Origin of the sequence: Streptomyces sp. NBC_01255 (assembly GCF_036226445.1) — a bacterium.
GTDB lineage: Bacteria > Actinomycetota > Actinomycetes > Streptomycetales > Streptomycetaceae > Streptomyces.
The window spans coordinates 275,481-294,419 of record NZ_CP108474.1; the positions used below are offsets into that span (position 1 = coordinate 275,481).

The 18,939-nt window shown below is 73.1% G+C and carries 22 protein-coding genes; 10 read left to right on the top strand and 12 right to left on the bottom strand.

The window, feature by feature from the left end:
* Nucleotides 1-3 precede the first annotated feature (3 nt).
* A complete protein-coding gene (locus tag OG357_RS01170) occupies nucleotides 4-891 on the bottom strand; it encodes a LysR family transcriptional regulator (RefSeq protein WP_329619288.1) in 888 nt (295 codons plus the stop codon).
* Nucleotides 892-1,007: 116 nt separating this feature from the next.
* Here OG357_RS01170 and OG357_RS01175 point away from each other — a divergent pair, with 116 nt between their 5' ends.
* Together OG357_RS01175 and OG357_RS01180 are read left to right on the top strand one after the other, a co-directional pair.
* Nucleotides 1,008-2,336 (top strand): MFS transporter, encoded by a 1,329-nt coding sequence (locus OG357_RS01175; RefSeq protein WP_329619289.1) that lies wholly within the window; start codon nucleotides 1,008-1,010, stop codon nucleotides 2,334-2,336.
* The gene (locus OG357_RS01180; protein ID WP_329619290.1) at nucleotides 2,333-2,653 is read left to right on the top strand and encodes a cupin; all 321 of its coding nucleotides are present in this window, start codon (nucleotides 2,333-2,335) and stop codon (nucleotides 2,651-2,653) included. Before OG357_RS01175 ends, OG357_RS01180 begins: the two co-directional genes overlap by 4 nt.
* Before the next feature lie 35 nt (nucleotides 2,654-2,688).
* Here OG357_RS01180 and OG357_RS01185 read toward each other — a convergent pair whose 3' ends face one another.
* Nucleotides 2,689-3,192 (bottom strand): tetratricopeptide repeat protein, encoded by a 504-nt coding sequence (locus OG357_RS01185; protein WP_329619291.1) that lies wholly within the window; start codon nucleotides 3,190-3,192, stop codon nucleotides 2,689-2,691.
* Nucleotides 3,193-3,373: 181 nt separating this feature from the next.
* On the opposite strand from OG357_RS01185, the gene OG357_RS01190 reads away from it, so the two are divergent.
* Nucleotides 3,374-4,984 (top strand): extracellular catalytic domain type 2 short-chain-length polyhydroxyalkanoate depolymerase, encoded by a 1,611-nt coding sequence (locus tag OG357_RS01190; protein WP_329619292.1) that lies wholly within the window; start codon nucleotides 3,374-3,376, stop codon nucleotides 4,982-4,984.
* Between the two features lie 164 nt (nucleotides 4,985-5,148).
* On the top strand, nucleotides 5,149-6,480 hold the full coding sequence (locus OG357_RS01195) for a threonine/serine ThrE exporter family protein (protein ID WP_329619293.1): 1,332 nt from the start codon (nucleotides 5,149-5,151) through the stop codon (nucleotides 6,478-6,480).
* A 26-nt stretch (nucleotides 6,481-6,506) separates the two neighbouring features.
* On the opposite strand, the gene OG357_RS01200 is transcribed toward OG357_RS01195, so the two are convergent.
* The 3 genes from OG357_RS01200 to OG357_RS01210 form a co-directional block, all read right to left on the bottom strand.
* Nucleotides 6,507-6,815, bottom strand: a complete 309-nt coding sequence (locus tag OG357_RS01200; RefSeq protein ID WP_329619294.1) for a CU044_2847 family protein — start codon at nucleotides 6,813-6,815, stop codon at nucleotides 6,507-6,509.
* Nucleotides 6,816-6,968: 153 nt separating this feature from the next.
* Nucleotides 6,969-8,318 (bottom strand): L,D-transpeptidase, encoded by a 1,350-nt coding sequence (locus OG357_RS01205; protein ID WP_329619295.1) that lies wholly within the window; start codon nucleotides 8,316-8,318, stop codon nucleotides 6,969-6,971.
* Nucleotides 8,319-8,482: 164 nt separating this feature from the next.
* Nucleotides 8,483-8,968 (bottom strand): SRPBCC family protein, encoded by a 486-nt coding sequence (locus tag OG357_RS01210; RefSeq protein ID WP_329619296.1) that lies wholly within the window; start codon nucleotides 8,966-8,968, stop codon nucleotides 8,483-8,485.
* Nucleotides 8,969-9,134: 166 nt separating this feature from the next.
* On the opposite strand from OG357_RS01210, the gene OG357_RS01215 reads away from it, so the two are divergent.
* Together OG357_RS01215 and OG357_RS01220 are read left to right on the top strand one after the other, a co-directional pair.
* Nucleotides 9,135-9,719, top strand: coding sequence for a PadR family transcriptional regulator (locus OG357_RS01215; RefSeq protein ID WP_329619297.1), 585 nt, complete (start codon nucleotides 9,135-9,137; stop codon nucleotides 9,717-9,719).
* A gap of 105 nt (nucleotides 9,720-9,824) precedes the next feature.
* Complete coding sequence (locus OG357_RS01220; RefSeq protein WP_329619298.1) at nucleotides 9,825-10,274, top strand: peroxiredoxin; 450 nt, start codon at nucleotides 9,825-9,827, stop codon at nucleotides 10,272-10,274.
* Nucleotides 10,275-10,290: 16 nt separating this feature from the next.
* Here the strand turns inward: OG357_RS01220 and OG357_RS01225 are convergent, their stop codons facing one another.
* Nucleotides 10,291-10,650 (bottom strand): SHOCT domain-containing protein, encoded by a 360-nt coding sequence (locus OG357_RS01225; RefSeq protein WP_329619299.1) that lies wholly within the window; start codon nucleotides 10,648-10,650, stop codon nucleotides 10,291-10,293.
* A gap of 9 nt (nucleotides 10,651-10,659) precedes the next feature.
* Nucleotides 10,660-11,085: a DUF6325 family protein gene (locus OG357_RS01230; protein WP_329619300.1), complete on the bottom strand. Its 426-nt coding sequence runs from the start codon at nucleotides 11,083-11,085 to the stop codon at nucleotides 10,660-10,662.
* A gap of 160 nt (nucleotides 11,086-11,245) precedes the next feature.
* Between OG357_RS01230 and OG357_RS01235 the strand changes: the two genes are divergently transcribed.
* The 4 genes from OG357_RS01235 to OG357_RS01250 all read left to right on the top strand — a co-directional run bounded on the left by OG357_RS01235 (nucleotide 11,246) and on the right by OG357_RS01250 (nucleotide 14,357).
* Complete coding sequence (locus OG357_RS01235) at nucleotides 11,246-11,644, top strand: SHOCT domain-containing protein (protein WP_329619301.1); 399 nt, start codon at nucleotides 11,246-11,248, stop codon at nucleotides 11,642-11,644.
* Nucleotides 11,645-11,744: 100 nt separating this feature from the next.
* Nucleotides 11,745-12,188 (top strand): RrF2 family transcriptional regulator, encoded by a 444-nt coding sequence (locus tag OG357_RS01240; RefSeq protein WP_329619302.1) that lies wholly within the window; start codon nucleotides 11,745-11,747, stop codon nucleotides 12,186-12,188.
* Between the two features lie 70 nt (nucleotides 12,189-12,258).
* On the top strand, nucleotides 12,259-13,449 hold the full coding sequence (locus OG357_RS01245; protein WP_329619303.1) for a globin domain-containing protein: 1,191 nt from the start codon (nucleotides 12,259-12,261) through the stop codon (nucleotides 13,447-13,449).
* Between the two features lie 137 nt (nucleotides 13,450-13,586).
* Nucleotides 13,587-14,357, top strand: coding sequence for a rod shape-determining protein MreC (locus OG357_RS01250; protein ID WP_329619304.1), 771 nt, complete (start codon nucleotides 13,587-13,589; stop codon nucleotides 14,355-14,357).
* Between the two features lie 52 nt (nucleotides 14,358-14,409).
* Here OG357_RS01250 and OG357_RS01255 read toward each other — a convergent pair whose 3' ends face one another.
* The 5 genes from OG357_RS01255 to OG357_RS01275 form a co-directional block, all read right to left on the bottom strand.
* The gene (locus tag OG357_RS01255) at nucleotides 14,410-14,781 is read right to left on the bottom strand and encodes a peptidase inhibitor family I36 protein (protein WP_329619305.1); all 372 of its coding nucleotides are present in this window, start codon (nucleotides 14,779-14,781) and stop codon (nucleotides 14,410-14,412) included.
* Complete coding sequence (locus OG357_RS01260; protein ID WP_329619306.1) at nucleotides 14,778-15,491, bottom strand: hypothetical protein; 714 nt, start codon at nucleotides 15,489-15,491, stop codon at nucleotides 14,778-14,780. Before OG357_RS01260 ends, OG357_RS01255 begins: the two co-directional genes overlap by 4 nt.
* A gap of 375 nt (nucleotides 15,492-15,866) precedes the next feature.
* A complete protein-coding gene (locus OG357_RS01265; RefSeq protein WP_329619307.1) occupies nucleotides 15,867-16,694 on the bottom strand; it encodes a polysaccharide deacetylase family protein in 828 nt (275 codons plus the stop codon).
* Between the two features lie 193 nt (nucleotides 16,695-16,887).
* Complete coding sequence (locus OG357_RS01270) at nucleotides 16,888-17,265, bottom strand: hypothetical protein (RefSeq protein ID WP_329619308.1); 378 nt, start codon at nucleotides 17,263-17,265, stop codon at nucleotides 16,888-16,890.
* 87 nt (nucleotides 17,266-17,352) lie between these two features.
* The gene (locus tag OG357_RS01275; protein ID WP_329619309.1) at nucleotides 17,353-18,900 is read right to left on the bottom strand and encodes an ATP-dependent DNA ligase; all 1,548 of its coding nucleotides are present in this window, start codon (nucleotides 18,898-18,900) and stop codon (nucleotides 17,353-17,355) included.
* Nucleotides 18,901-18,939 lie beyond the last annotated feature (39 nt).

The window sequence follows — 18,939 nt, forward strand, 5'->3', positions numbered from 1 at the left end:
GAGTCAGGGCCCTGCGGTACCGACCGTCTCGACGAAGGCCCTGAGCAGCGCGCAGTCCGCGGCTGTGGGCCAGACCAGGCCGTACTCGACGGGCGCGGCGTCGCGCAGGGGGACGTAGGCGATGCCGGGGCGTGGGTGGTAGCGGGCGCCGAGCGCCGCGCCGGGAGCGACGCCCCGCCCGGCGCTGACGTGGGAGAGGACCTCCTGCCAGGTCGCCGCGACCGGTCCCCGGCCGACGGGGGCGCCTGACGGAGTGCGGCGGGGGTAGTGGTGGTCGCGCCAGTACGCGGGGCTGGCGCCCTCGGGGGCGATCAGGGCCAGTCCCGCCAGGTCCTCCAGGCCGAGGGACTCCCGGCCTGCCAGCGGATGAGCCGCGGGCAGGAGCAGGACCCGGTCCTCGGCGACGACGACGGGACCTGTGGTCAGGTCCGGCTCGCGGACGGGGAAGGCGGCGAACTGGACGTCGAGCGTTCCGTCCCGGAGGGGGCCGAATCCGCCGTCGAGAGGGACCTCGCGGACGGTGATCTCGCAGCCGGGGTAGCGGGCGAGCAGGGTATCGGCGGCGGTCGTGAGCAGGTCGCCGCCCCAGGGGGTGGCGAAGCCGGCCCGCAGTACGCCGTGGAAGCCGCGCCCGGCATCGGTGGCGCGTTCGAGCGCGGTGCGCAGCTGCCGGTAGGCGGGCAGCAGGTCCTCGTACAGGCGCTGACCAACAGGCGTGAGGTGGACGCTGCGGCTGGTGCGGGCGAACAGCGGGGTGCCGACGCGGCGCTCCAGCTTCTTGACGGTCTGGCTGATCCGGCCGGTGGAGACGCCGAGGCGCTCGGCGGTGCGCCCGAAGTGGAGCTCCTCGGCGAGCGTGAGGAAGGCCTCCAGTTCGTACCGTTCGAGCATCGGAATCCTCCTGATCGTTGAGTGTGGCTCAACGCCGATTCGATGATCTCATCTTGTTCGACGGAGGTGACGGCGAGGAGCCTGAAGGCATCGCCCTCCCGTCCGGAAGAGAGTCCGTGGAACCGAGCTCCGCCGCCGTACCCACCGCCGCCGCCACCGCATCCACCTCCGCCTCTGCCCCGGCTCCCGCCCGGACCGTGAACGTCCCGCTCGTCGCCGTGGCCGGCGCGGTCACGGTCGCCAACATCTACTTCCCGCAGCCGCTGCTCGCCGCCGTGGCGCGCGGCCTGGAGGTCTCGGAGCGGACGGCGGGGCTGATCGCCTCCGCGGCCCAGATCGGGTATGCGCTCGGCATCCTGCTGCTCGTGCCGCTCGCCGACACCGCGCGGCTGCGCCGGCTCACCTCGGTGCTGCTCGCGCTGACCTGTGTCTCGCTGCTCGTCGCCGCGGCGGCGCAGGACGTGGTCACGCTGACGCTCGCCACGCTGGCCCTCTCCACCACGACGGTGCTGCCGCAGATCCTCACCCCGGTGGCGGCCGTGCTCGCGGGTCCGGGACGGCGGGGCAGGGTCGTGGGCCTCGTCGGGCTCGGCCTCACGCTGGGCTCCACGCTGTCCCGCACGGTCTCGGGCGCGGTGACCGACGCGAGCGGGAGCTGGCGCGCGGCCTACGTGGTGGCCGCGGCGGCGACGGCGGCGCTGCTGTGGGTCCTGCCCCGGCGGCTGCCCGAGCGGATGGGCGCGCCACCGGCGGGGCGGCGCCGTTCCTCGTACCTCCGGCTCCTGGCCGGGCTGCCCCGGCTCCTCGCCGACCACCGGGAGCTGCGGATCTCGGCGCTGCTCGGGGCGTGCGTGTTCGCCGCGTTCAGCGTCTTCTGGGCCGTGCTCGCATTCCATCTGGCGGCCCCGCCCCTCGGGTACGGTCCGGGCGCCGCCGGGCTCTTCGGGGTGCTGACCCTGCCCGCGACGCTGCTCTCGGCGGCGGCCGGACCGATGGCCGACCGGTACGGGCCGGGGGCGGTGAACGCCGCGGGTCTGGCGGCCGCGGGGCTCGGCCTCGCGGTGGCGGGGTTCGCCCCGTACTCCCCCGTGGCGCTCGTGGCCGGAGCAAATCTGCTGGTCGTCGGGGTCAGCTCGTGCCAGGTGGCCAGTCAGGCCCGGATCTTCGCGATCGGGCGGACGGTGGCTGCCCGGGTGAACACCGTCTTCATGCTGGCGACGTTCGGCGGCGGGGCCCTCGGTTCGCTCGCCGGATCCTGGCTCTACACGGCGTACGGCTGGTCCGCCGCCCTGCTCGCGGCGGGTGCGTGCGTCGGGGCCGCGGGTCTCGTGGTGGCGCTGGTGGCGCGACCGGCGGTCCCGAGTTGCGGCCCGGACGCCACACGGGAGGCTGGGGGTATCCGCCCGAGCACCTCGCAGGAGAGCACCCCGCAGGGAGAGACATGATCCTGGACCTCACCGCGCTCGCCGACGAACACCTGGCCGCGGCCCGCACCGCGCCGCACGGGCGCAGCGCCCATCTGGTCATGCACGACGGGGTGCTCCGGCAGACCGTCATCGCCCTGACCTCGGGCACGTCCCTGGACGAGCACAACGCGCCGCCGGCCGCGAGCCTCCAGGTGCTGCGGGGCCGGGTGAAGCTGACGGCGGCCGGATGGGCGGAGGAGCTGCCGGCGCAGACGCTGCGGATGATCCCCAGAGAGCGGCACGGGCTGACCGCCGTGGAGGACGCGGTGGTCCTCCTGACCGCCGTGAACGACTGACGTAGGTCTCGCGGGTACGCGACGTCGGCCGGCGGTCACTCGGTCGCGTCGAGGTCCTCGGCGTAGTGCTCGATGGCCCGCCGGTACGCGCGTACGGACGGGTCGTCGCTGGTGGCGGCGACCAGGCGCAGCAGGGTCCGGACGGACTCGTGGTGCTGCCCCGTGTTGTAGAGGGCCATGGCCAGGAAGGTGCGCAGGGCCCCGTCCTGGGGGAACTCCTCGGCGGCGGCGGTCAGCAGCGTGACGGCGTCGTCGTACCGGCCGAGGACCCGGTAGGTGCTGCCGAGGCCGAGGAGGGCGCCGCGCCGGTCGTCCGGGGTGAGTCCGGCACCGGCGAGCGCGCGCTCGTAGTAGGGGACGGCCTCCGCCTCCAGGCCGAGGACGTCGTGTGCCCAGGCCGTCTGGTACGCGACCTCGGCGTCGTCCGGACGGCGTGCGGCGAGGGCCACGAGCAGCTCGCGCGCCTCCTCCTTGTGGCCCTGTTCCCGCAGGGCGACCGCCTCGGCGAGCGGGTCCTTCTGCTCCTCGTGATGCTCCATGACGGCATCCTCGCAGCTCGCGCGGCCTCGATCGCACAGGGGTCCCGCTCCGGCTGCCAGGTGACGGGCCGCCATACCGGCCCGGAGGGTTTGTGGCGTCCTCCCCCATGGCAGGGGCCTCCTGACCGGCCGTAGCCTCCCGGCCGACCCTCCGTCAGGACCGAGCCGCCCGGGAGACCCCATGCGTTCACCCCGTCCCGCCCGCCACCGCGGGCCACGCCGTTTCGCGGCGCTGCTGCTGTGCGCCGCGGCGACCCTGTTCCCGACCGCCGTACCGGCGGGCGCCGCCGCTCCCCCGCCCGTGCCGGGCACGCTCCAGGCGTACGACATCGGTTCCGTGTACAGCGCGGGCGTCTCGTCCGGCGGGTACATGGCGACCCAGTTGCACGTGGCGTACTCCGGGACGTTCGAGGGGTCGGCGTCCTTCGCCTCGGGGCCGTACGACTGCGCCCGCGGCTCACTGCCCACCGCGCTCAACGCCTGCATGGACACCACGCAGAGCCTTCAGCTCGGCGCCCTGGAGCAGGCCACCCGCGACCGGTCCGCGCAAGGGCTCGTCGACCCGGTGGAGAACCTGGCCGACGACCCCGTGTACGTCTTCAGCGGCTCGAACGACGCGACCGTGAAACGGCCGGTCGCGGACGCGCTCGCCGACTACTACGGCCGCTTTGGAGCCCGGGTCCGCTACGACCGGTCCACGGCGGCGGGGCACGCCTGGATCACCCCGCTCGGCCCCAACTCGTGCACGGTGACGCAGAGCCCGTACCTGAACAACTGCGGCACCGACGCCGAGGGGGCGCTGCTCGGGCACCTCTTCGGCTCGGTCGCGGCGCCCGGTTCCGGGACGGGCGGCTCGCTGATCCGCTTCGACCAGGACGCGTACGCACCGGGCGGCTCGGCGGCGGCACTCTCGATGGGGAAGGACGGTTTCGCGTACGTGCCGGCGTCGTGCGCGGGCGGGGCGCGCTGCACGCTCCTCGTCGCGCTGCACGGCTGCAAGCAGGGGTACGCGTACCAGGGTTTCGGGACCCGGTTCGTCGAGGGCGCCTACCTGAACGAGTACGCCGACACGAACGCCATGATCGTGCTGTATCCGCAGGCGGCGCCGACGGCGACCCTGGAGAACCCCAACGGCTGCTGGAACTGGTGGGGGTACCTCGGTGACACGGCCTACGCGCGACACGGCGGGAAGCAGATCGAGACGGTCATGGGCATGGTGCGGGCGCTGCGCGGGGACTCGACGCCGCCGCCCGCGCCGGGGCGGACCGTGCTGGCCAGTACGGACTCCGAGGACGGGTATGTGAAGGCGGCGGCGGACGGATCCGGGGCGGCGCTGGGCACGCTGGAGGACGTGTACGGTCTCGCCCTCGGCCGGGGCACGGACGGCAAGGTGAACCGGTCGGTGGTGTCCTTCGACACCTCACGCATCCCGGTGGGCAAGGAGGTCACCCGGGCCTGGCTGACCGTCACGCGGTCCAGTGGCGCGGGCGATCCGTGGGCCTCACCGTCCGGCAACCGGCTGGTGGTGGACGTGCGCACGGGCTGCTTCGGCGGGTGTGCGGTGGAACCCTCCGACTGGTCGGCCGCCGCGTCGGTGGCGGGCGGGGCGGAGATCGCCGCGTTCACCTCGGGCAGCGCGGTGTCGACGGACCTGTCGGCGGCGGCGCTCGCGGCGCTGAACCGGGGCGGGGTCACGCAGCTCCGGCTCGGTTTCGCGGCGGCGCCTGCCGGGAGCGCGTACCTCTTCGTGAACCGGGACGCGCCGGTGACTCTCACCGTCGAGTACAGGTAGAGGCTCAGGGCCGGACCCGCCGTCGGGTCCGGCCACCGGGGCGGGCGGGTGTGAGGGCTCGAATGCGCTGCTAACGTGCCCGAATGCGCCTTTTGTCCCATCTTGATATGCGTGGTCTCGCCCGCCGGGCAGCCGCGTTGCGGCCCCGGCGCCGGAGGAAGACCGTGACCGTGCCGGAGGCCGAGGGCGCCGGCCGCGAGTGGTTGCGGGACCTCGCCGCGCTGCTGTGCGAGCTCGGATCCGAACTGCTGCGCGCCGGGGAGCGGACGGCCGAGGTCGAGGGGACGCTGCACGACGTGGCCGCCCGCTACGGCATGCGGGTGCGGAGCTTCGTCGTCCCCACGGGCCTGTTCGTCCGGGTCGGCGGCGGCCTCGACGGCCGGGGCGGGGAGCTGGACTTCTCCCCCGTCGAAGGCCCGGACCTGCGGCTCGACCAGGTGGAGGCGCTCCAGTCGCTCGTCGAGCGGATGCGTACGGAGCAAGTGCCGTTCGACGAAGCGCGGCGCGCGTTGCGGGAGGTCCGGGCGAAACCCGAGCGGTTCAGCCCCGCCGCCACCGTCCTCGGCTACATCCTCCTCACCGTCGGCCTCGGCGCGATGCGGCACGCGACCGTCCCCGCCGTCATCGGGTACACGGTCCTGGGTGCGGGCGTCGGGCTGCTGCGCCTGTTCGGCGACCGGCTGCCGGCGGCCCGTACCGCCCTGCCGGTCGTGGCGGCGATCCTGGTCACGGCGGCCTCGCAGGCGTGGGCCGGCCCGCTCCTGCACGAAGCGCCCACCGTGCTGTACATCCCCCCTCTGATCGCCTTCCTGCCGGGCTCCGCGCTCACCCTGGGGGCCATCGAACTCGCCACCGGGGCCGCCCTGTCGGGCATCGCGCGGCTGGCCGGGGCCGCGAACGTGCTCCTGCTCCTGGCCCTCGGCATCCTGGTCGGCACCGAACTGCTGAGCCCCCGTCCGCCGGGCGGGCCCGCTTCGCCCACCCTCGGAGCCTGGGCACCCTGGGTCGGCGTGCTGCTCCTCGGTTTCGGCTTCCTGCTGTACTTCTCCGCCCCGCCGCGAGTCACGGGCTGGCTCCTCGGCGCGCTGCTCGCCGAGCGGCTCGTACAGTCGGTGGCCTCGGAGTTCGCCGGGGCGACCTTCGGCGCCTTCGCGGCCGGAATGCTGCTGCCGCCGATGGCGAAGTGGATCGCGCGCCGCTCGCACACCCCGGACCAGGTCCTGTTCCTGCCGTGCTTCTGGCTGCTCGTCCCCGGCGCGGTCGGTCTCACCAGCATCTCGGAGATCATCGTGGCGGGTGACACCGGCGGCGGGCTGGACAGCATGGTCAGCATGGTGATCACCGTGGCCGCGATCGCCCTGGGCGTCCTCGTCGGCGCCGGACTCCAGCGGCGCCCCCGGCTGATGCTCGGCGCACCGGCTCCGGCGGCCGCGCCCGGCCCGGACGACGTGGCGGAGCCGGGGTCGCCGGGAAACACGGGCATCCGGAAGGAGTGAGGAGGTCCGCGGCCTGACGATGCCGGTCAGTGGGGCGACTTGGCCCATTCGAGTGTCACCCGCAGGCTGGCGTTGGCGCTGCCCTGGACGACAAGGGCGGTGAGCTTGCCCGCGTCCAGGCCGAGCTGGCAGCCGAACTCGACGGTCGCCCGGTCGGGGGCCGCCCGGTCGAGCGCCTCGCCGATCTGCCCGGCGAAGGAGGCGAGCGCCCCGGTGACGGCGGAGAGGTCCGGGAGGCGGTCGCCGAAGCCTTCGAGCTCGGAGTCGGGGCCGAGCCGCCGCGCTTCCACGAAGAGGGTCGCGTCCCCGACCTCGACCTTGGTGACGTCCGGCATCGAAGCTCCCTGGGCGCGGCGGGGCGGGATGTGCGGCAAGCAGGCAGGACGTCAGTATCACCGAGGGGTACGGGACCGAGGGCGTCCGACGGGCGCTCGGCGTGGCGCGATCCCGTCGGGCCCGATCCCTCGGGGTCCCGTCGCGCACACGGCTCAGAGCGCGGGGCGCAGGGCACCCGCGGCCGCGGGTCCGGCGGCGGCCGGACCGGCGAGGGCGCTGCCGCGCCGCCACTCCGCCCAGCTCAGGTTCCAGTCCCCGAAGCCGTTGCCGAAGGGGGTCATCGGCTCCCCGTATCCGTTGACGACCCGGACGAGGTCGCCCTCGCGGACCGTGCGGAACAACCAGGCGGCGTCCTCGGTGCTCATCCCGGTGCAGCCGTGGCTGACGTTCTCGCTGCCCTGCGCGTCGACGGACCAGGGCGCGGCGTGCAGGTACTCGCCGCTCCACGTCACCCGGGTGGCCCAGCGGACCTTGAGATCGAAGTAGTCGCGGCTGCCGCGCGCGATGCCGATCGAGTCGCCCCGCATGCGGACGAGCGGTTCCTTGCCGAGGACGACCTTGACGCCGCCCCGGGTCCGGTATCCGGCCTTCCCGGTGGTCACGGGGATCGTGCGGATCGCCCGGCCGTCGCGGAAGACGGTCATCTCCAGGGCGGACACGTCCGTGACGGCCTCGACACGTTCTCCGGTGGTGAGGGTGAGGGGGCGTGACGGGCCGCCGTAGAGGCCACTGCCGACGCGGAGCGCGTCGAGGGAGCTGTGCACGCGGATGGTGGTGCGGGCGGGCCAGTAGTCGCGGGGCCGGTAGTGGAGGGTGACGGCGTCGACCCAGTACCAGGAGCCTTCGACCCTGGGTTCGCTGCGGACCTGGAGGGCGCGCTCGACGACACGGCGGGCGGCGGGGTGCTCCGCCGGCACGGGGCGGCTGAGCTCGGCGGTGATCGGCTGGCCGACGCCGTACGTCCCGCCGCTCTCGGGACCGAACGTGACGGTGAGCCGCTCTCCGGCGGGCGCGGCGGCGGTGCGAAACTCCAGCCGGGCGAGGTGACGGTGGGAAGTGTCCCGCCCGGCGCCGGGCCGTTCGACGACGAGGCGGGCGGTGTAGCGGCCTCCGGCGGGCAGGGCGACGGCGCTCGTCCAGCGGGTGCCGTCCGCGCTCGGCGCTCCGGAGACCCGGCGGCCGCGCCGGTCGGTCACGGTGACGTCGACGAGCCGGCCACGGGTGCGGAGCAGCAGCGAGACGGGGCCCGTGGCCTGAGCGCCGAGCATGACGGGGTGCCCCGTGAGCGTGCGTCCGCCGCTCAGGACCACCGTGTGGCGGGGTGCGGAACACAGGCCGCCGCCGGTACCGCAGCCGTCCACCGAGACCACCGTGGTGGAGTCCGGCGCCGCGACCGGGAGCCCGTCCGGGCCGGGCGGCGACTGGGCCGCCGTGCCGACGAGGACGACTCCGACGGCCAGGGACAGCGCTCCCCACCCCCGTACGTATCTGCGTGACGACACGTCGGACACCCTCCCTTTCCGGACCGCGACAGCGCGTCGGCGGGCGTCGCCGACCGCAGCATCAAAACGGATGAAAGGAGGAAAAGATGATCAAGGCACCGGGCGTGGCGGCGGAGTGGGGGAAGGAGACGACTCGAATGGGCCAGCGGCGGCTGGACCGCAGGTCAGCGGGGCGGCTCGGGGAGTTCCTCGCCGGTCTCCAGAAGGGACTTGAGACTGGAGATCAGCGCGGGCCAGCCCTCCCCGATCAGTCCCTGCATGATGCCGTCGGGCTCCAGTGCGCCGTGGGTGACGGTGAGCTTGACGGTGTCACCCGAGGGCTCGACGTCGAAGGTCACCCGGGACCGGCGCTCCCGGGCCAGGCCGGCGTACACCTCCCGGTCGAGGCCGACGGCCTCCGCCCACGCCGGGGTGAAGGTGTGCCAGGTGTACGAGAGGAGGCGGCCCGGCTCGGCGGCGAGGACGACCTGCTCGGGGTCGACGGTCCTGCGTCCGTTCTCGTCCCACACCATCGCGGCGCCGGGGGTCCACTCCGACTCGAAGGCCACGCCCCAGTAGCGGCGGGTGAGCTCCGGGTCGGTGAGCGCCTGCCACAGCTCGTCGGGAGTGGTCCGGATGTAGGTGGTGTAGACGAACGTGTCGCTGCCCATCGCACTGCCCCTCGGATCTGCGCCCCCACGGCCTTCTCCCTCCACCCTAGGCAGGCGCGGGATCGACGTGCCAGCGAAGAGCGGCCTCCTGCGCTCCGGTCGGCAGGTCCTGCGGCCGTTGAATAGGTGCGGAGGAAACTATTCAACGTGCTGCTAGTTTGTCCGGATGTCCCTCAAGCACGCCGTCCTCGCAGCTCTCCTGGAGGGCGAGGCCTCCGGATACGACCTGGCCAAGATCTTCGACGTGTCCGTCGCCAACTTCTGGGCCGCCACCCCGCAGCAGCTCTACCGCGAGCTGGAGCGGCTCGCCGAGGCCGGACTCATCACGGCCCGCGTGGTGGAGCAGGAACGGCGACCGAACAAGCGGATGTTCAGTCTCACGGAGTCGGGACGACAAGACCTGTACGCCTACACGTCGGCGCCTCCGCGTCCGAGCGCCATCCGTGACGAGCTGATGGTCCAGGTGCAGGCCTGCGACGAGGGCGACACGGGAGCGGTCCGGGAGTTCGTGGCGCGGCGGATGGAGACGGCCCGGACCAAGCTGGCCCGCTACGACCGGCTGCGGGAGCGGATGCTCGACGGGCGGGACGAGGAGACGTATCTCCGCGAGGCGGAGCGGGTCGGGCCGTATCTCACGCTGATGCGCGGCCGATTCCTGGAGGAGGAGAACCTGCGCTGGGGGGAGCGCGCCCTCGCCGTGCTCGACGGGCGTGCCGCGGCGCACGGTGGCGTGCCGGAACCCGCCCGCTGAGCCGCTCCCTCCGGGGGTTTCCGGATCCCCTACTCTGCGGTAACGTCACCGGCCGGCCACCGGAGGCGCCGGGGCCGCGTACGGACGGATCGGGGACGGACCTCCATGAACGTCGGTGACTTTGTCGAGGACTTCACCCTTCCGGATGAAACCGGCACCCCGCGCTCCCTCACGGAGCTGCTGTCCGAGGGGCCGGTCGTCCTCTTCTTCTACCCCGCGGCGCTGACCCCCGGCTGCACGGCCGAGGCGTGCCACTTCCGCGATCTCGCGGCCGAGTTCCGGGCCGCCGGGGCCCTGCCTGTGGGCATCAGCACCGACGCGGTGGAACGGCAGCTGGAATTCGCGGAGCGGCACTCCCTCGGCTATCCGCTGCTGTCGGATCCGGACGGGACCGTGCGGGATCGGTTCGGCGTGAAGCGCGGCTTCTCGCTCGCGCCGACCAAGCGGATCACGTTCGTCATCGGCCAGGACCGGCGCGTGCGGGAAGTCGTGCGCAGCGAACTCCGCATGAGCGCGCACGCGGACCGGGCACTGGCGGCTCTGCGGCGCGGCTGACGCCGGCCGCCCCTGATCAGACGCCGAGGAGTTTCGCCTTGGCGGCCGCGAACTCCTCGGGGGTGAGCAGGCCTTGCTGAGCGAGTTCACCGAGCCGCGTCAGCTGATCGGTCACCGTGGGCGCCGCCCCGGAGGCCGGCGCTCCGGCGGGCGGCAGGGGGCTCGGCGCGGGTACGGGTGCGGGGGCGACGGTCTGCGGCTGTTGCTGTTGCTGCGCCTGGAGGTCGGCGATGGCCTCCTCCTGGTCCTGTTCGCGGCGCGCGGAGCGGGCTGAGCTGCGGCCCGCGGCGTAGGCCGCGCCGCCCACGAGGGCGCCGCGCAGCAGGGGTGCTCCGCGGGGCCGGACGACCGGACGGAGCAGGGGACGGCGTCGCATGAACATCGGTCAGCTCCTTCCGGCCGCGGCGAGCGCGGCCTCGCGCGCCTGTTCGACGTGGTCGGGCGGGATCCGCACGGTCCCGGAGATCCGGCCGTCGGCCTCGCGGATCGCCTCCGCCGCGCGCTCGGCCCAGACGTGTTCGACGAGCAGCATCAGCGCGCAGGAGCCCGGTTCGAGGGTCTCGGCCGCCTCGGCCGCGTCCTCGGGGCCGAGCAGGTTCGCCTCGGGCCCGATCTCGGCGGTGGCCTCGTCGTACTCCTCGTACTCGACGAGTTCGGAGGTGGACACCTCCCCCGTGACGGACTTGACGACGACGAGCGAGTCGATGAGCCGTACCTGCCCCGCCTTGCGCAGTTCCGCGACGGCCGTCACCGCCGCCACCTTCAACCGCTCTCCAGGGAAGGCGAGTACGACACACTCCATCGGCCCCATGACGCTCCGTTCCTCGTGCGGTCCTCGGCAGCCACCATCCGAACACGGCGGGGGGCGGGCCGCACGCCGGGCCGCCACGACATGCGGGGGCGCGACGCCTGCACGAGACTCACTCGTACGCCAGGCCTCCCCGGCCCGGGCGGGAACGGAGTGTGCAGGAATGGACGACTACCCCCTCCTCAACGTCTTCTGGACCATGCTGTGGTTCTTCCTCTGGATCATGTGGCTCTTCCTGCTCTTCAAGGTCATCACCGACATCTTCCGCGACCACGACCTCGGCGGCTGGGGCAAGGCCGGCTGGCTGATCTTCTGCATCCTGCTCCCCTATCTCGGCGTGCTGGTGTACGTCATCGCCCGCGGCAAGAGCATGGGGCAGCGTGACATCAAGCAGGCCAAGGCCTCCGAGGCCGCGTTCCAGGACTACATCCGCAAGACGGCGGGGACGGGGCCGTCCACCGGCGGTTCCACCGCCGAACTGGCGCGGCTCGCGGACCTGAAGGAGAAGGGCGCCATCACGGACGAGGAGTTCGAGAAGGCCAAGGCCAAGGTTCTGGCCTGAGGGCAGGAGAAGACTGGGCAGGGCAGGCGGTGTGCGGGCCACGGGTTCGCACACCGCCCCTTAATGCGTAAGGAAGATACCGCTTTGATAGGGTCGGATCGTGAGGCTGACAAAGTTCACCGACCTGGCGCTCCGTGCCGTGATGCGTCTGGCGGTCATCCCGCAGGACGAGTCCGTCACCACGCGGGAGGTGGCGGAGTCGATGGACGTGCCCTACGCCCACATGGCGAAGGTCGTCACACGGCTCCAGCATCTCGGCGTGATCGAGGCGCGGCGCGGCCGCGGAGGCGGCCTGGCCCTGACGGAGCTGGGCAGGCGTTCCTCGGTGGGCTGGCTGACCCGCACCCTGGAGGGTGAGGAGGAGGTCGTCGGCTGCGAGGGTGATCCTCCGTGCCCCCTGCGTACGGCGTGCCGGCTACGGGGTGCGCTGCGCGAGGCGCAGGAGGCGTTCTACCGGGTGCTCGACCCGCTGACCGTGGCGGAGCTCGTCGCCTCGCCGACGGGCCCACTGCTCCTCTCGCTCACTCCACGCCCCTCCCCCTGAACCGTGCCGGCTCCTCCTCGGCGCACGCACACCTTTTAATACGCAGATCATCTACCAGATCGAGAGCCCCATGCTGTCCGCGCAGGCCGCCCCGGTCATCCGTGCCACTCTGCCCGCCGTCGGCGGCGCGCTCGACGAGATCACCGAGCGCTTCTACGCGCGGCTCTTCGCCGCCCATCCCGAGCTGCTCCGCGATCTGTTCAACCGCGGGAACCAGGCCAACGGCGATCAGCGGAAGGCGCTGGCGGGATCCATAGCCGCCTTCGCGGTCGCCCTGCTCGACCACCCGGGCAGCCGCCCGGATCTCATGCTCTCCCGCATCGCGCACAAGCACGCGTCGCTCGGCGTCACCGCCGAGCAGTACAAGACGGTGCACGAGCACCTCTTCGCCGCGATCGTCGAGGTCCTCGGCGACGCGGTCACCCCCGAGGTCGCCGCGGCCTGGGACGAGGTGTACTGGCTGATGGCCAACGCGCTCATTGCCGTGGAGGCCCGGCTCTATCAGGAGACCGGCGTCCCCGAGGGCGAGGTCTGGCGGCCGATGGAGATCGCCGAGCGCCGCGAGGAGACGTCCGACACCGTGTCCTTCGTCCTGCGGCACGCCGACGGGACCCCGACGGCCCCGTTCCGCCCGGGTCAGTACGTGAGCGTCCAGGTCACACTGCCCGACGGCGCCCGGCAGATCCGCCAGTACAGCCTCTCCGCCGCTCCCGGGCACCCGCAGTGGCGGATCACGGTGAAGCGGGTCGACGGCGACCCGGCGGGCGAGGTCTCCACCTGGCTGCACGCCCACGCCCGTGCGGGCGACACCGTGGAGGTGTCGGCACCCTTCGGCGATCTGGTCCTGCCCGAGGGCGACGGGCCGCTGCTGCTCGCTTCCGCCGGCATCGGCAGCACCCCGATGCTGGCGATGCTCGACCACCTCGCGGCCACCGGATCGACCCGCCCGGTCGCGGTCGCGCACGCGGACCGCTCCCCCGCGTCCCACGCACACGCCGCCGAGCTGCACCGTCTCGTGGAGGCGCTGCCGCAGGCGACCCTGCACCTCTGGTACGAGGAGCCGGGCGAGGACTCCGTCGCGTTGCGGGGTCGCGCCGACGTCACCGCGCTCGATCTCCCCGAGGGCACGACGGCGTACCTCTGCGGGCCGCTGCCGTTCCTCCGCACGGTGCGCGGCGATCTCCTCACCCGTGGGACGGCCGCGGCCGACATCCACTACGAGGTCTTCGGCCCGGACCTGTGGCTCGGCGCCGAGAGCTGACACCCCTCCCTGAAGGCCGCACCGGCCACCGCCACCTTCGATAACCAAGCAGCATGGCATTCACGCTGCGGATCCTGCATAGTGAGGGCCCGTATCGGCCTCGCAATCAGCGGGTACGGAGTGAATGGACGGAAGCGATGGGATCGTTCGGATCAGTCGGCGGCGGCCGGGCCACGGGGCGGCGCCCGGTGCGCGGGATCGCGCTCGACATCGGTAGCTCGCGCACCCGGGCGTGGGCCCCGGGCGCGGGTGTCTTCGCGGACGTGCCGAGCGGTCCCGTCCGGCGCGGCCGGGTGACCGACGCCGAATCCCAGCTCCGGTTGCTGCGGCGGCTGGCGGCCGCCGCTCCCGGCGACGGCGGACACGACACCGTCGTGATGCTGACCCACCCGGTGCTCGCCGCTCCGGCGGAACGCGAGGCCGCGCGCCGGGTGGTGGACGGACTCGGCCCGGCGCGGGTCATCGCCGTGGACAGCGCCCGAGCCGCCGCTGCCTATGCCGCCCCGCCCGGCGGCGGCCCCCTGCTCGTGGTCGACCTCGGCGCCCAGCTGACCGAGGTGACCCTCGTCGTCGACGGTCTGGTCGAGGACGCGCGGCTGGCCGAGGTGGGCGTCGACGACGTGCCGGAGTCGGGACGGGTCCCCGACGCGATCGCCGGGACGGCCGCGGACCTGGTCAGCGACTTGTGGCGGCACGACGGCACCGGGGCCGTCCGCGGCGCGCTTCGCCGCGGAGTCCTGGTGACCGGCGGAGGCGCGCTCCGGCTGGACGTGACGAGCCGCCTGGCACACCTCCTCCGGGCCCGGCTGCGGCTGGCGAACGACCCGTCGACGAGCGTCGTCCGCGGCGCCGGACTGATGCTGGCCTCCGCCCTGCGCCACCCGGGCGGCGCGCTGGGCCGCGATTGATGCGGACGGCCGGACCGGCCGGACGATCCGGTCGGGTCGTCCGGCCGGAGGTTCAGCAGCCCATCGACCAGATGTGGGAGTCACCGCGGTCATTGGCTGCGCCGTTGTAGCCGACCTCCTGTCCTGGGGCGAGACAGATCGTCATGCCGCCTCCCTGCCAGGCGCTCTCGTAGACCTTGACGTGATCCTTGATGCCGGGTCCGGAGATGCCGTGGTTGGCCCAGGAGGAGTCGGTGTCGGAGACCCAGCTCTCCCACCAGCCGTCGTCTCCGCTCCAGTTGGCACGCTGGCCGCCGAAGTTCGAGTCCTGCCAGACGCAGAACTCCCCACTGGGGCATTCGGCGGCCCCCGCGGAGGTGGAGAGAGCGAGGCCGGCGGTGACGGCGAGCAGGGCCGCCGCGGAGAGGGCGAGGGTGCGCTTCACGAGTGGTCGTGGCCTTTCTGCGGATGGGTGGGCGCGGGCAGTTCGGCTGCCCGCAGCAGCGCGCGGTCGCGCAGCTGCCGGTATGCGGTGAGCTGGTCGCGGTGCAGGGTGCGCACGACGGCGAGCTCGACGGCCTCCAGCCGGGCGCGGACGTCGTCGAGTCCGCTCTCCTGGGCGCAGCGGGTGGCGACGGCCGGATCGGGACTGGCGGGTCGTGGGCGGTCGGGTGGGGTCACGCACCGGGTCCAGCGGGCGAGTGCCTCCTGATGGGCGGGGTCGTCGCGCATGCGGGCCTGGGCCTCGGCGCGAAGGTTGTCGACGGTGACCTGGGCCCGGAACCAGCGGCGGGGGTCGCCGTACAGTCGGCCTCGCGCGGCGGCGAGGCAGCCGTCCTCGTGGGCGGTGACGGTGGCGCCCGTGGCGAGCGTGACGGAGAGCTCGCGGGGCCCCGCTCCGAAGAGCGCCGCCTGAAGGGTCCGGTCCTCGTCCGGGGCGCGGGCCCGTGCCGTGAGGGTGAGGCCCCGGTCCGCCAGGCAGTCGACGACGAGCCGGTGCTCGGCTGCCTTCAAGAGGGCGTCCTGGGCTGCCCGACCGGCCGGGACGCCCGGCTCCGCGGGGCCGTCCTGGCCGACGACGGTGCAGCCGGAGATGAGCAGGGAGGCGGCTGCGGTGACGAGGGCGCGGCGTGCGCGCGGTGTGGTGCGGAGCATGGGGTCCCCTTCGAACGTCCCGGATCGGTGGGGTCCGGGTGATCGTCCGGAGGGCCCGGGAAGATCACTGCCCGGGGCAGGACCGGCCATGCCGAGGCTCACTCGAACGGGTCGAACGCGCCGGATCATGCGCCCCTTGGGCGCCGTTTCACCACCGCGCGGGGAGATTCCGGGCACGACAAAGCCCCGGTCGGACGGGGGATTCCAACCGGGGCCGATAGCCGTGACATCGAAGAGCGGTCACCTCTGGGGGGGGACCTTGGGGACCGGACCCCTTCGCCGTCACATACGTATGAACGGTAAACGTCTCCGGAATGTTCCGTGTACTCCCGCGTGGGCGATGTGAGGCACCTCACCCGGTTTCGGCGGGTCTCGTCATTCGCTCTCGGGGGCGTACACGACCCCGGGCTCGGCCTTTCCGGGGGCGAGGAGTTCGGGCACCGTCACGAAAGTGAAGCCCCGATGCTTGAGCTCGTCGATGATCGAGGGGACGGCCGGCACGGTTCCGTCGTAGATGTCGTGGAGCAGGATGATCCCGTCGCGCCGCGACTGGTCGATCACACGCTGGCGTATCAGTGCGGAGTCGGTGGTGGAGTAGTCCTTCGCGGTGACGCTCCACAGTATCTGCGCGAGGCCGAGCTCCTTGCTGACCTCGGAGACCGTGTCGTCGGTGCGGCCCTGCGGCGGGCGCATCAGGGTGGGCTTGCGGCCGGTTATCTTCTCGACGGCGGTCTGGGTGCGTGCCAGTTCCTCGCGGACCTCGGCCTCGTCGAGGTCGGTCAGGATCCGGTGGCTCCAGGTGTGGTTGGCGACCTCGTGCCCCTCGTCGGCGATGCGCTTGACGACCTGGGGGTAGCGGTCGACGTGCTTCTTGCCGAGCAGGAAGAAAGTGGCGGGGACCCGCTTCTCCTTGAGGATGTCGAGGAGCCGGGGCGTGTCCTTGCCCGGCCCGGCGTCGAAGGTCAGCGCTATGCACTTCACCTCGGCGCAGTCCACGCGCCGGGCACCCGCGCCCGTGCCCTTGTCGTCCGTCCCGGCCTCGCTCTGCGTCCCGGCCTCGCCCTCCGCCTTCCCGGCCTTGCCCCGGGCGTCCTGTGGAGTGACCCGGTCGACCCCGCACCCGCCCAGCGTCAGCATCAGCGACGCGGCGGCGAGCGCGACGGCCGCCGTCCCCCTGCGGCTGCCCGGCCTGAATCGGAACATGGTGGAACCCGCTTTCCCCTGCGATGACATCGGTACGGTCGCCACCGCCTGGTCAGGACGGATCTTGCGACCTCGAGGACTCTACACACGGTGTATACCGGTGATCGCAGGGGGGTGCTCCAGGCGCCTGCGGGCATGCGTGAGACCCGGGCGGCGCCCGTCCGCTCCGCCCGGGATGTCGGTGCCTCGCCGCTCAGCGGGAGGCGAGCAGCAGACGGGCCTCGGTCTCCTGGTCACCCGAGACCGACTGCAGGGACTGGACGTCGAAGCCGGTGGCGAGCACGCGCTCGACCTCGTCGACGGCGTGGTAGCCACCGGTGAGCGTGGCGCCGACCAGCGCGGACAGATGCGTGGGGCCCACGTCCTCGTGCCGTCCGTCGGCCGTGTCGAACGTGGCAACCCAGACGGTGGTGGCCGGGCCCTTCGCCGTCTGCGGGCTCGGGGTCTCCATGTCCTCCACCTGGTAGACGCGGTCGAGGACGTCGAACACGGCCTGGGCGTCCTCCCGGGAGCAGTCGCTCAGCTGCACCGTGACGTCGGTGTCGATGTGCAAGTCGTACACGTCGCTCATCTCCTTGCGGCTCCTCGTACCACGTCTCCAGCATCCCTCGCGGCACGCACTCCCGCGAGGTCCAGCGAGGCCCTGTCGTCCCCGCGCTCAGCGGGACCCGATGAGCGCCTCGACGGTGTCGGCCTCCGCGGCCGGCTTGTCGGGGCGGTGGCGTACGACGCGGGCGAACCGGAGGGTGATGCCGGCCGGGTAGCGGGTCGAGGCCTGAAGTCCGTCGTAGGCGATCTCGACGACGAGCTCGGGTCGCACCCGCACGGTGAACCCGTCGTCCTCCACGGCGAGTTCGCCGAGCCGCTCGGTCTGCCACCGGAGCATGTCGTCGGACAGCCCCTTGAAAGTCTTGCCCAACATGACGAAGCCGCCGTCCTTGGCACGCGCCCCGAGGTGGAGATTGGAGAGCAGCCCGGTCCTGCGGCCGTGGCCCCGTTCCACGGCGAGGACGACGAGGTCGACGGTGTGGACGGGCTTCACCTTCAGCCAGGTGCGGCCCCGGCGGCCGGCCACGTAGGGCGCGTCCAGGGCCTTGACGAGGACGCCCTCGTGTCCGCGTTCCAGCGTCTCGGTGAAGAAGTGCTCGGCGCCCTCGACCTGTGCGGGATCGGCGGGGTCCGTGACCACGAGGCGGCGGACCCGCCGGGACTCGGGGAGCAGCCGCGACAGGACGGCGTGCCGGTCCCCGGCCGACCGGTCGATCAGGCTCTCGCCATCGGCGGCGAGGACGTCGAAGAAGACGGCCGTCAGCGGCAGCGCGGCCCGTGCCCCGGCCACGTCGGTTCGGGAGCCCACCCGCGAGGCGATGGACTGGAAGGACACGGGCCGTCCGGTGCCGGGGTCGAGGGCGATGACCTCCCCGTCGAGGATGAACGCGTCCGAGGGGACGGCCCGGGCGGTCGCGACGACCTCGGGGAGGCGGTCGGTGATGTCGTCGAGGGAACGGGTGTGGACGCGCACGTCGTCACCGCTGCGGTGGACCTGGACGCGGATGCCGTCGAGCTTCTCCTCCACGGCGCAGGCCCCGAGTGCGGCGATCGCGTCGGTGACGGAGGCGGCGGTATGCGCGAGCATGGGCTGCACCGGGCTCCCGACCCGCAGTGTGAACCGGCCGAGCGCGGTGGCCCCCTGGGCCAGCACGGCCTGGGCGACCGGAGGCAGCGAGCCTTCGAGCATGACGGCACGGCGCAGCTCGGCGGCGGGCACGGTGGCGGCCTTGGCGACGCCTTCCAGGGCGATGGCGTCGAGAGCCCCCTGTCGTACGTCCCCGGAGAGGAGCCGGAGCAGCAGCTCCTGTTCGTCGCGGGTGGCGGCGGCGAACAGGGAGCGGACGAGCCGGTCCCGCTCCGCGCGGGCGCCCGTTCCGGAGACGGCGGCGAGGTCCGAGAGCGCGGCGTCGACACGCGCGAGGGTGAGACCGGGCGCCTCGGCCGGCGGGACCGCGGGCGGAACGACGTTCTTGAGGACGCTCCACCCGACGCCGATCCGCCCCTGCGGGAGCCGGCCCGCGAGATAGGCGATGACGAGCGGACTCTCCTCGGGCACGGCCTCCGCGAAGAGCTCGGCCAGCAGACCGATCTTGCGCGAGCGCGCCGAGGTGGCGGCGACCTCCCGGGACACCTCCGCGACACGGGCGAGCAGCATGGCCCCATCCTCCCCACACGCCGCCCCCGCCGCACTCCG

Excerpts from the sequence above, each read along its gene's own strand:
- OG357_RS01170 (WP_329619288.1), bottom strand. The coding sequence starts at position 891 with ATGCTCGAACGGTACGAACTGGAGGCCTTCCTCACGCTCGCCGAGGAG.
- OG357_RS01180 (WP_329619290.1), top strand. The coding sequence starts at position 2,333 with ATGATCCTGGACCTCACCGCGCTCGCCGACGAACACCTGGCCGCGGCC.
- OG357_RS01185 (WP_329619291.1), bottom strand. The coding sequence starts at position 3,192 with ATGGAGCATCACGAGGAGCAGAAGGACCCGCTCGCCGAGGCGGTCGCC.
- OG357_RS01190 (WP_329619292.1), top strand. The coding sequence starts at position 3,374 with ATGCGTTCACCCCGTCCCGCCCGCCACCGCGGGCCACGCCGTTTCGCG.
- OG357_RS01200 (WP_329619294.1), bottom strand. The coding sequence starts at position 6,815 with ATGCCGGACGTCACCAAGGTCGAGGTCGGGGACGCGACCCTCTTCGTG.
- OG357_RS01210 (WP_329619296.1), bottom strand. The coding sequence starts at position 8,968 with ATGGGCAGCGACACGTTCGTCTACACCACCTACATCCGGACCACTCCC.
- OG357_RS01215 (WP_329619297.1), top strand. The coding sequence starts at position 9,135 with ATGTCCCTCAAGCACGCCGTCCTCGCAGCTCTCCTGGAGGGCGAGGCC.
- OG357_RS01220 (WP_329619298.1), top strand. The coding sequence starts at position 9,825 with ATGAACGTCGGTGACTTTGTCGAGGACTTCACCCTTCCGGATGAAACC.
- OG357_RS01225 (WP_329619299.1), bottom strand. The coding sequence starts at position 10,650 with ATGCGACGCCGTCCCCTGCTCCGTCCGGTCGTCCGGCCCCGCGGAGCA.
- OG357_RS01230 (WP_329619300.1), bottom strand. The coding sequence starts at position 11,085 with ATGGGGCCGATGGAGTGTGTCGTACTCGCCTTCCCTGGAGAGCGGTTG.
- OG357_RS01235 (WP_329619301.1), top strand. The coding sequence starts at position 11,246 with ATGGACGACTACCCCCTCCTCAACGTCTTCTGGACCATGCTGTGGTTC.
- OG357_RS01245 (WP_329619303.1), top strand. The coding sequence starts at position 12,259 with ATGCTGTCCGCGCAGGCCGCCCCGGTCATCCGTGCCACTCTGCCCGCC.
- OG357_RS01250 (WP_329619304.1), top strand. The coding sequence starts at position 13,587 with ATGGGATCGTTCGGATCAGTCGGCGGCGGCCGGGCCACGGGGCGGCGC.
- OG357_RS01260 (WP_329619306.1), bottom strand. The coding sequence starts at position 15,491 with ATGCTCCGCACCACACCGCGCGCACGCCGCGCCCTCGTCACCGCAGCC.
- OG357_RS01265 (WP_329619307.1), bottom strand. The coding sequence starts at position 16,694 with ATGTTCCGATTCAGGCCGGGCAGCCGCAGGGGGACGGCGGCCGTCGCG.
- OG357_RS01270 (WP_329619308.1), bottom strand. The coding sequence starts at position 17,265 with ATGAGCGACGTGTACGACTTGCACATCGACACCGACGTCACGGTGCAG.
- OG357_RS01275 (WP_329619309.1), bottom strand. The coding sequence starts at position 18,900 with ATGCTGCTCGCCCGTGTCGCGGAGGTGTCCCGGGAGGTCGCCGCCACC.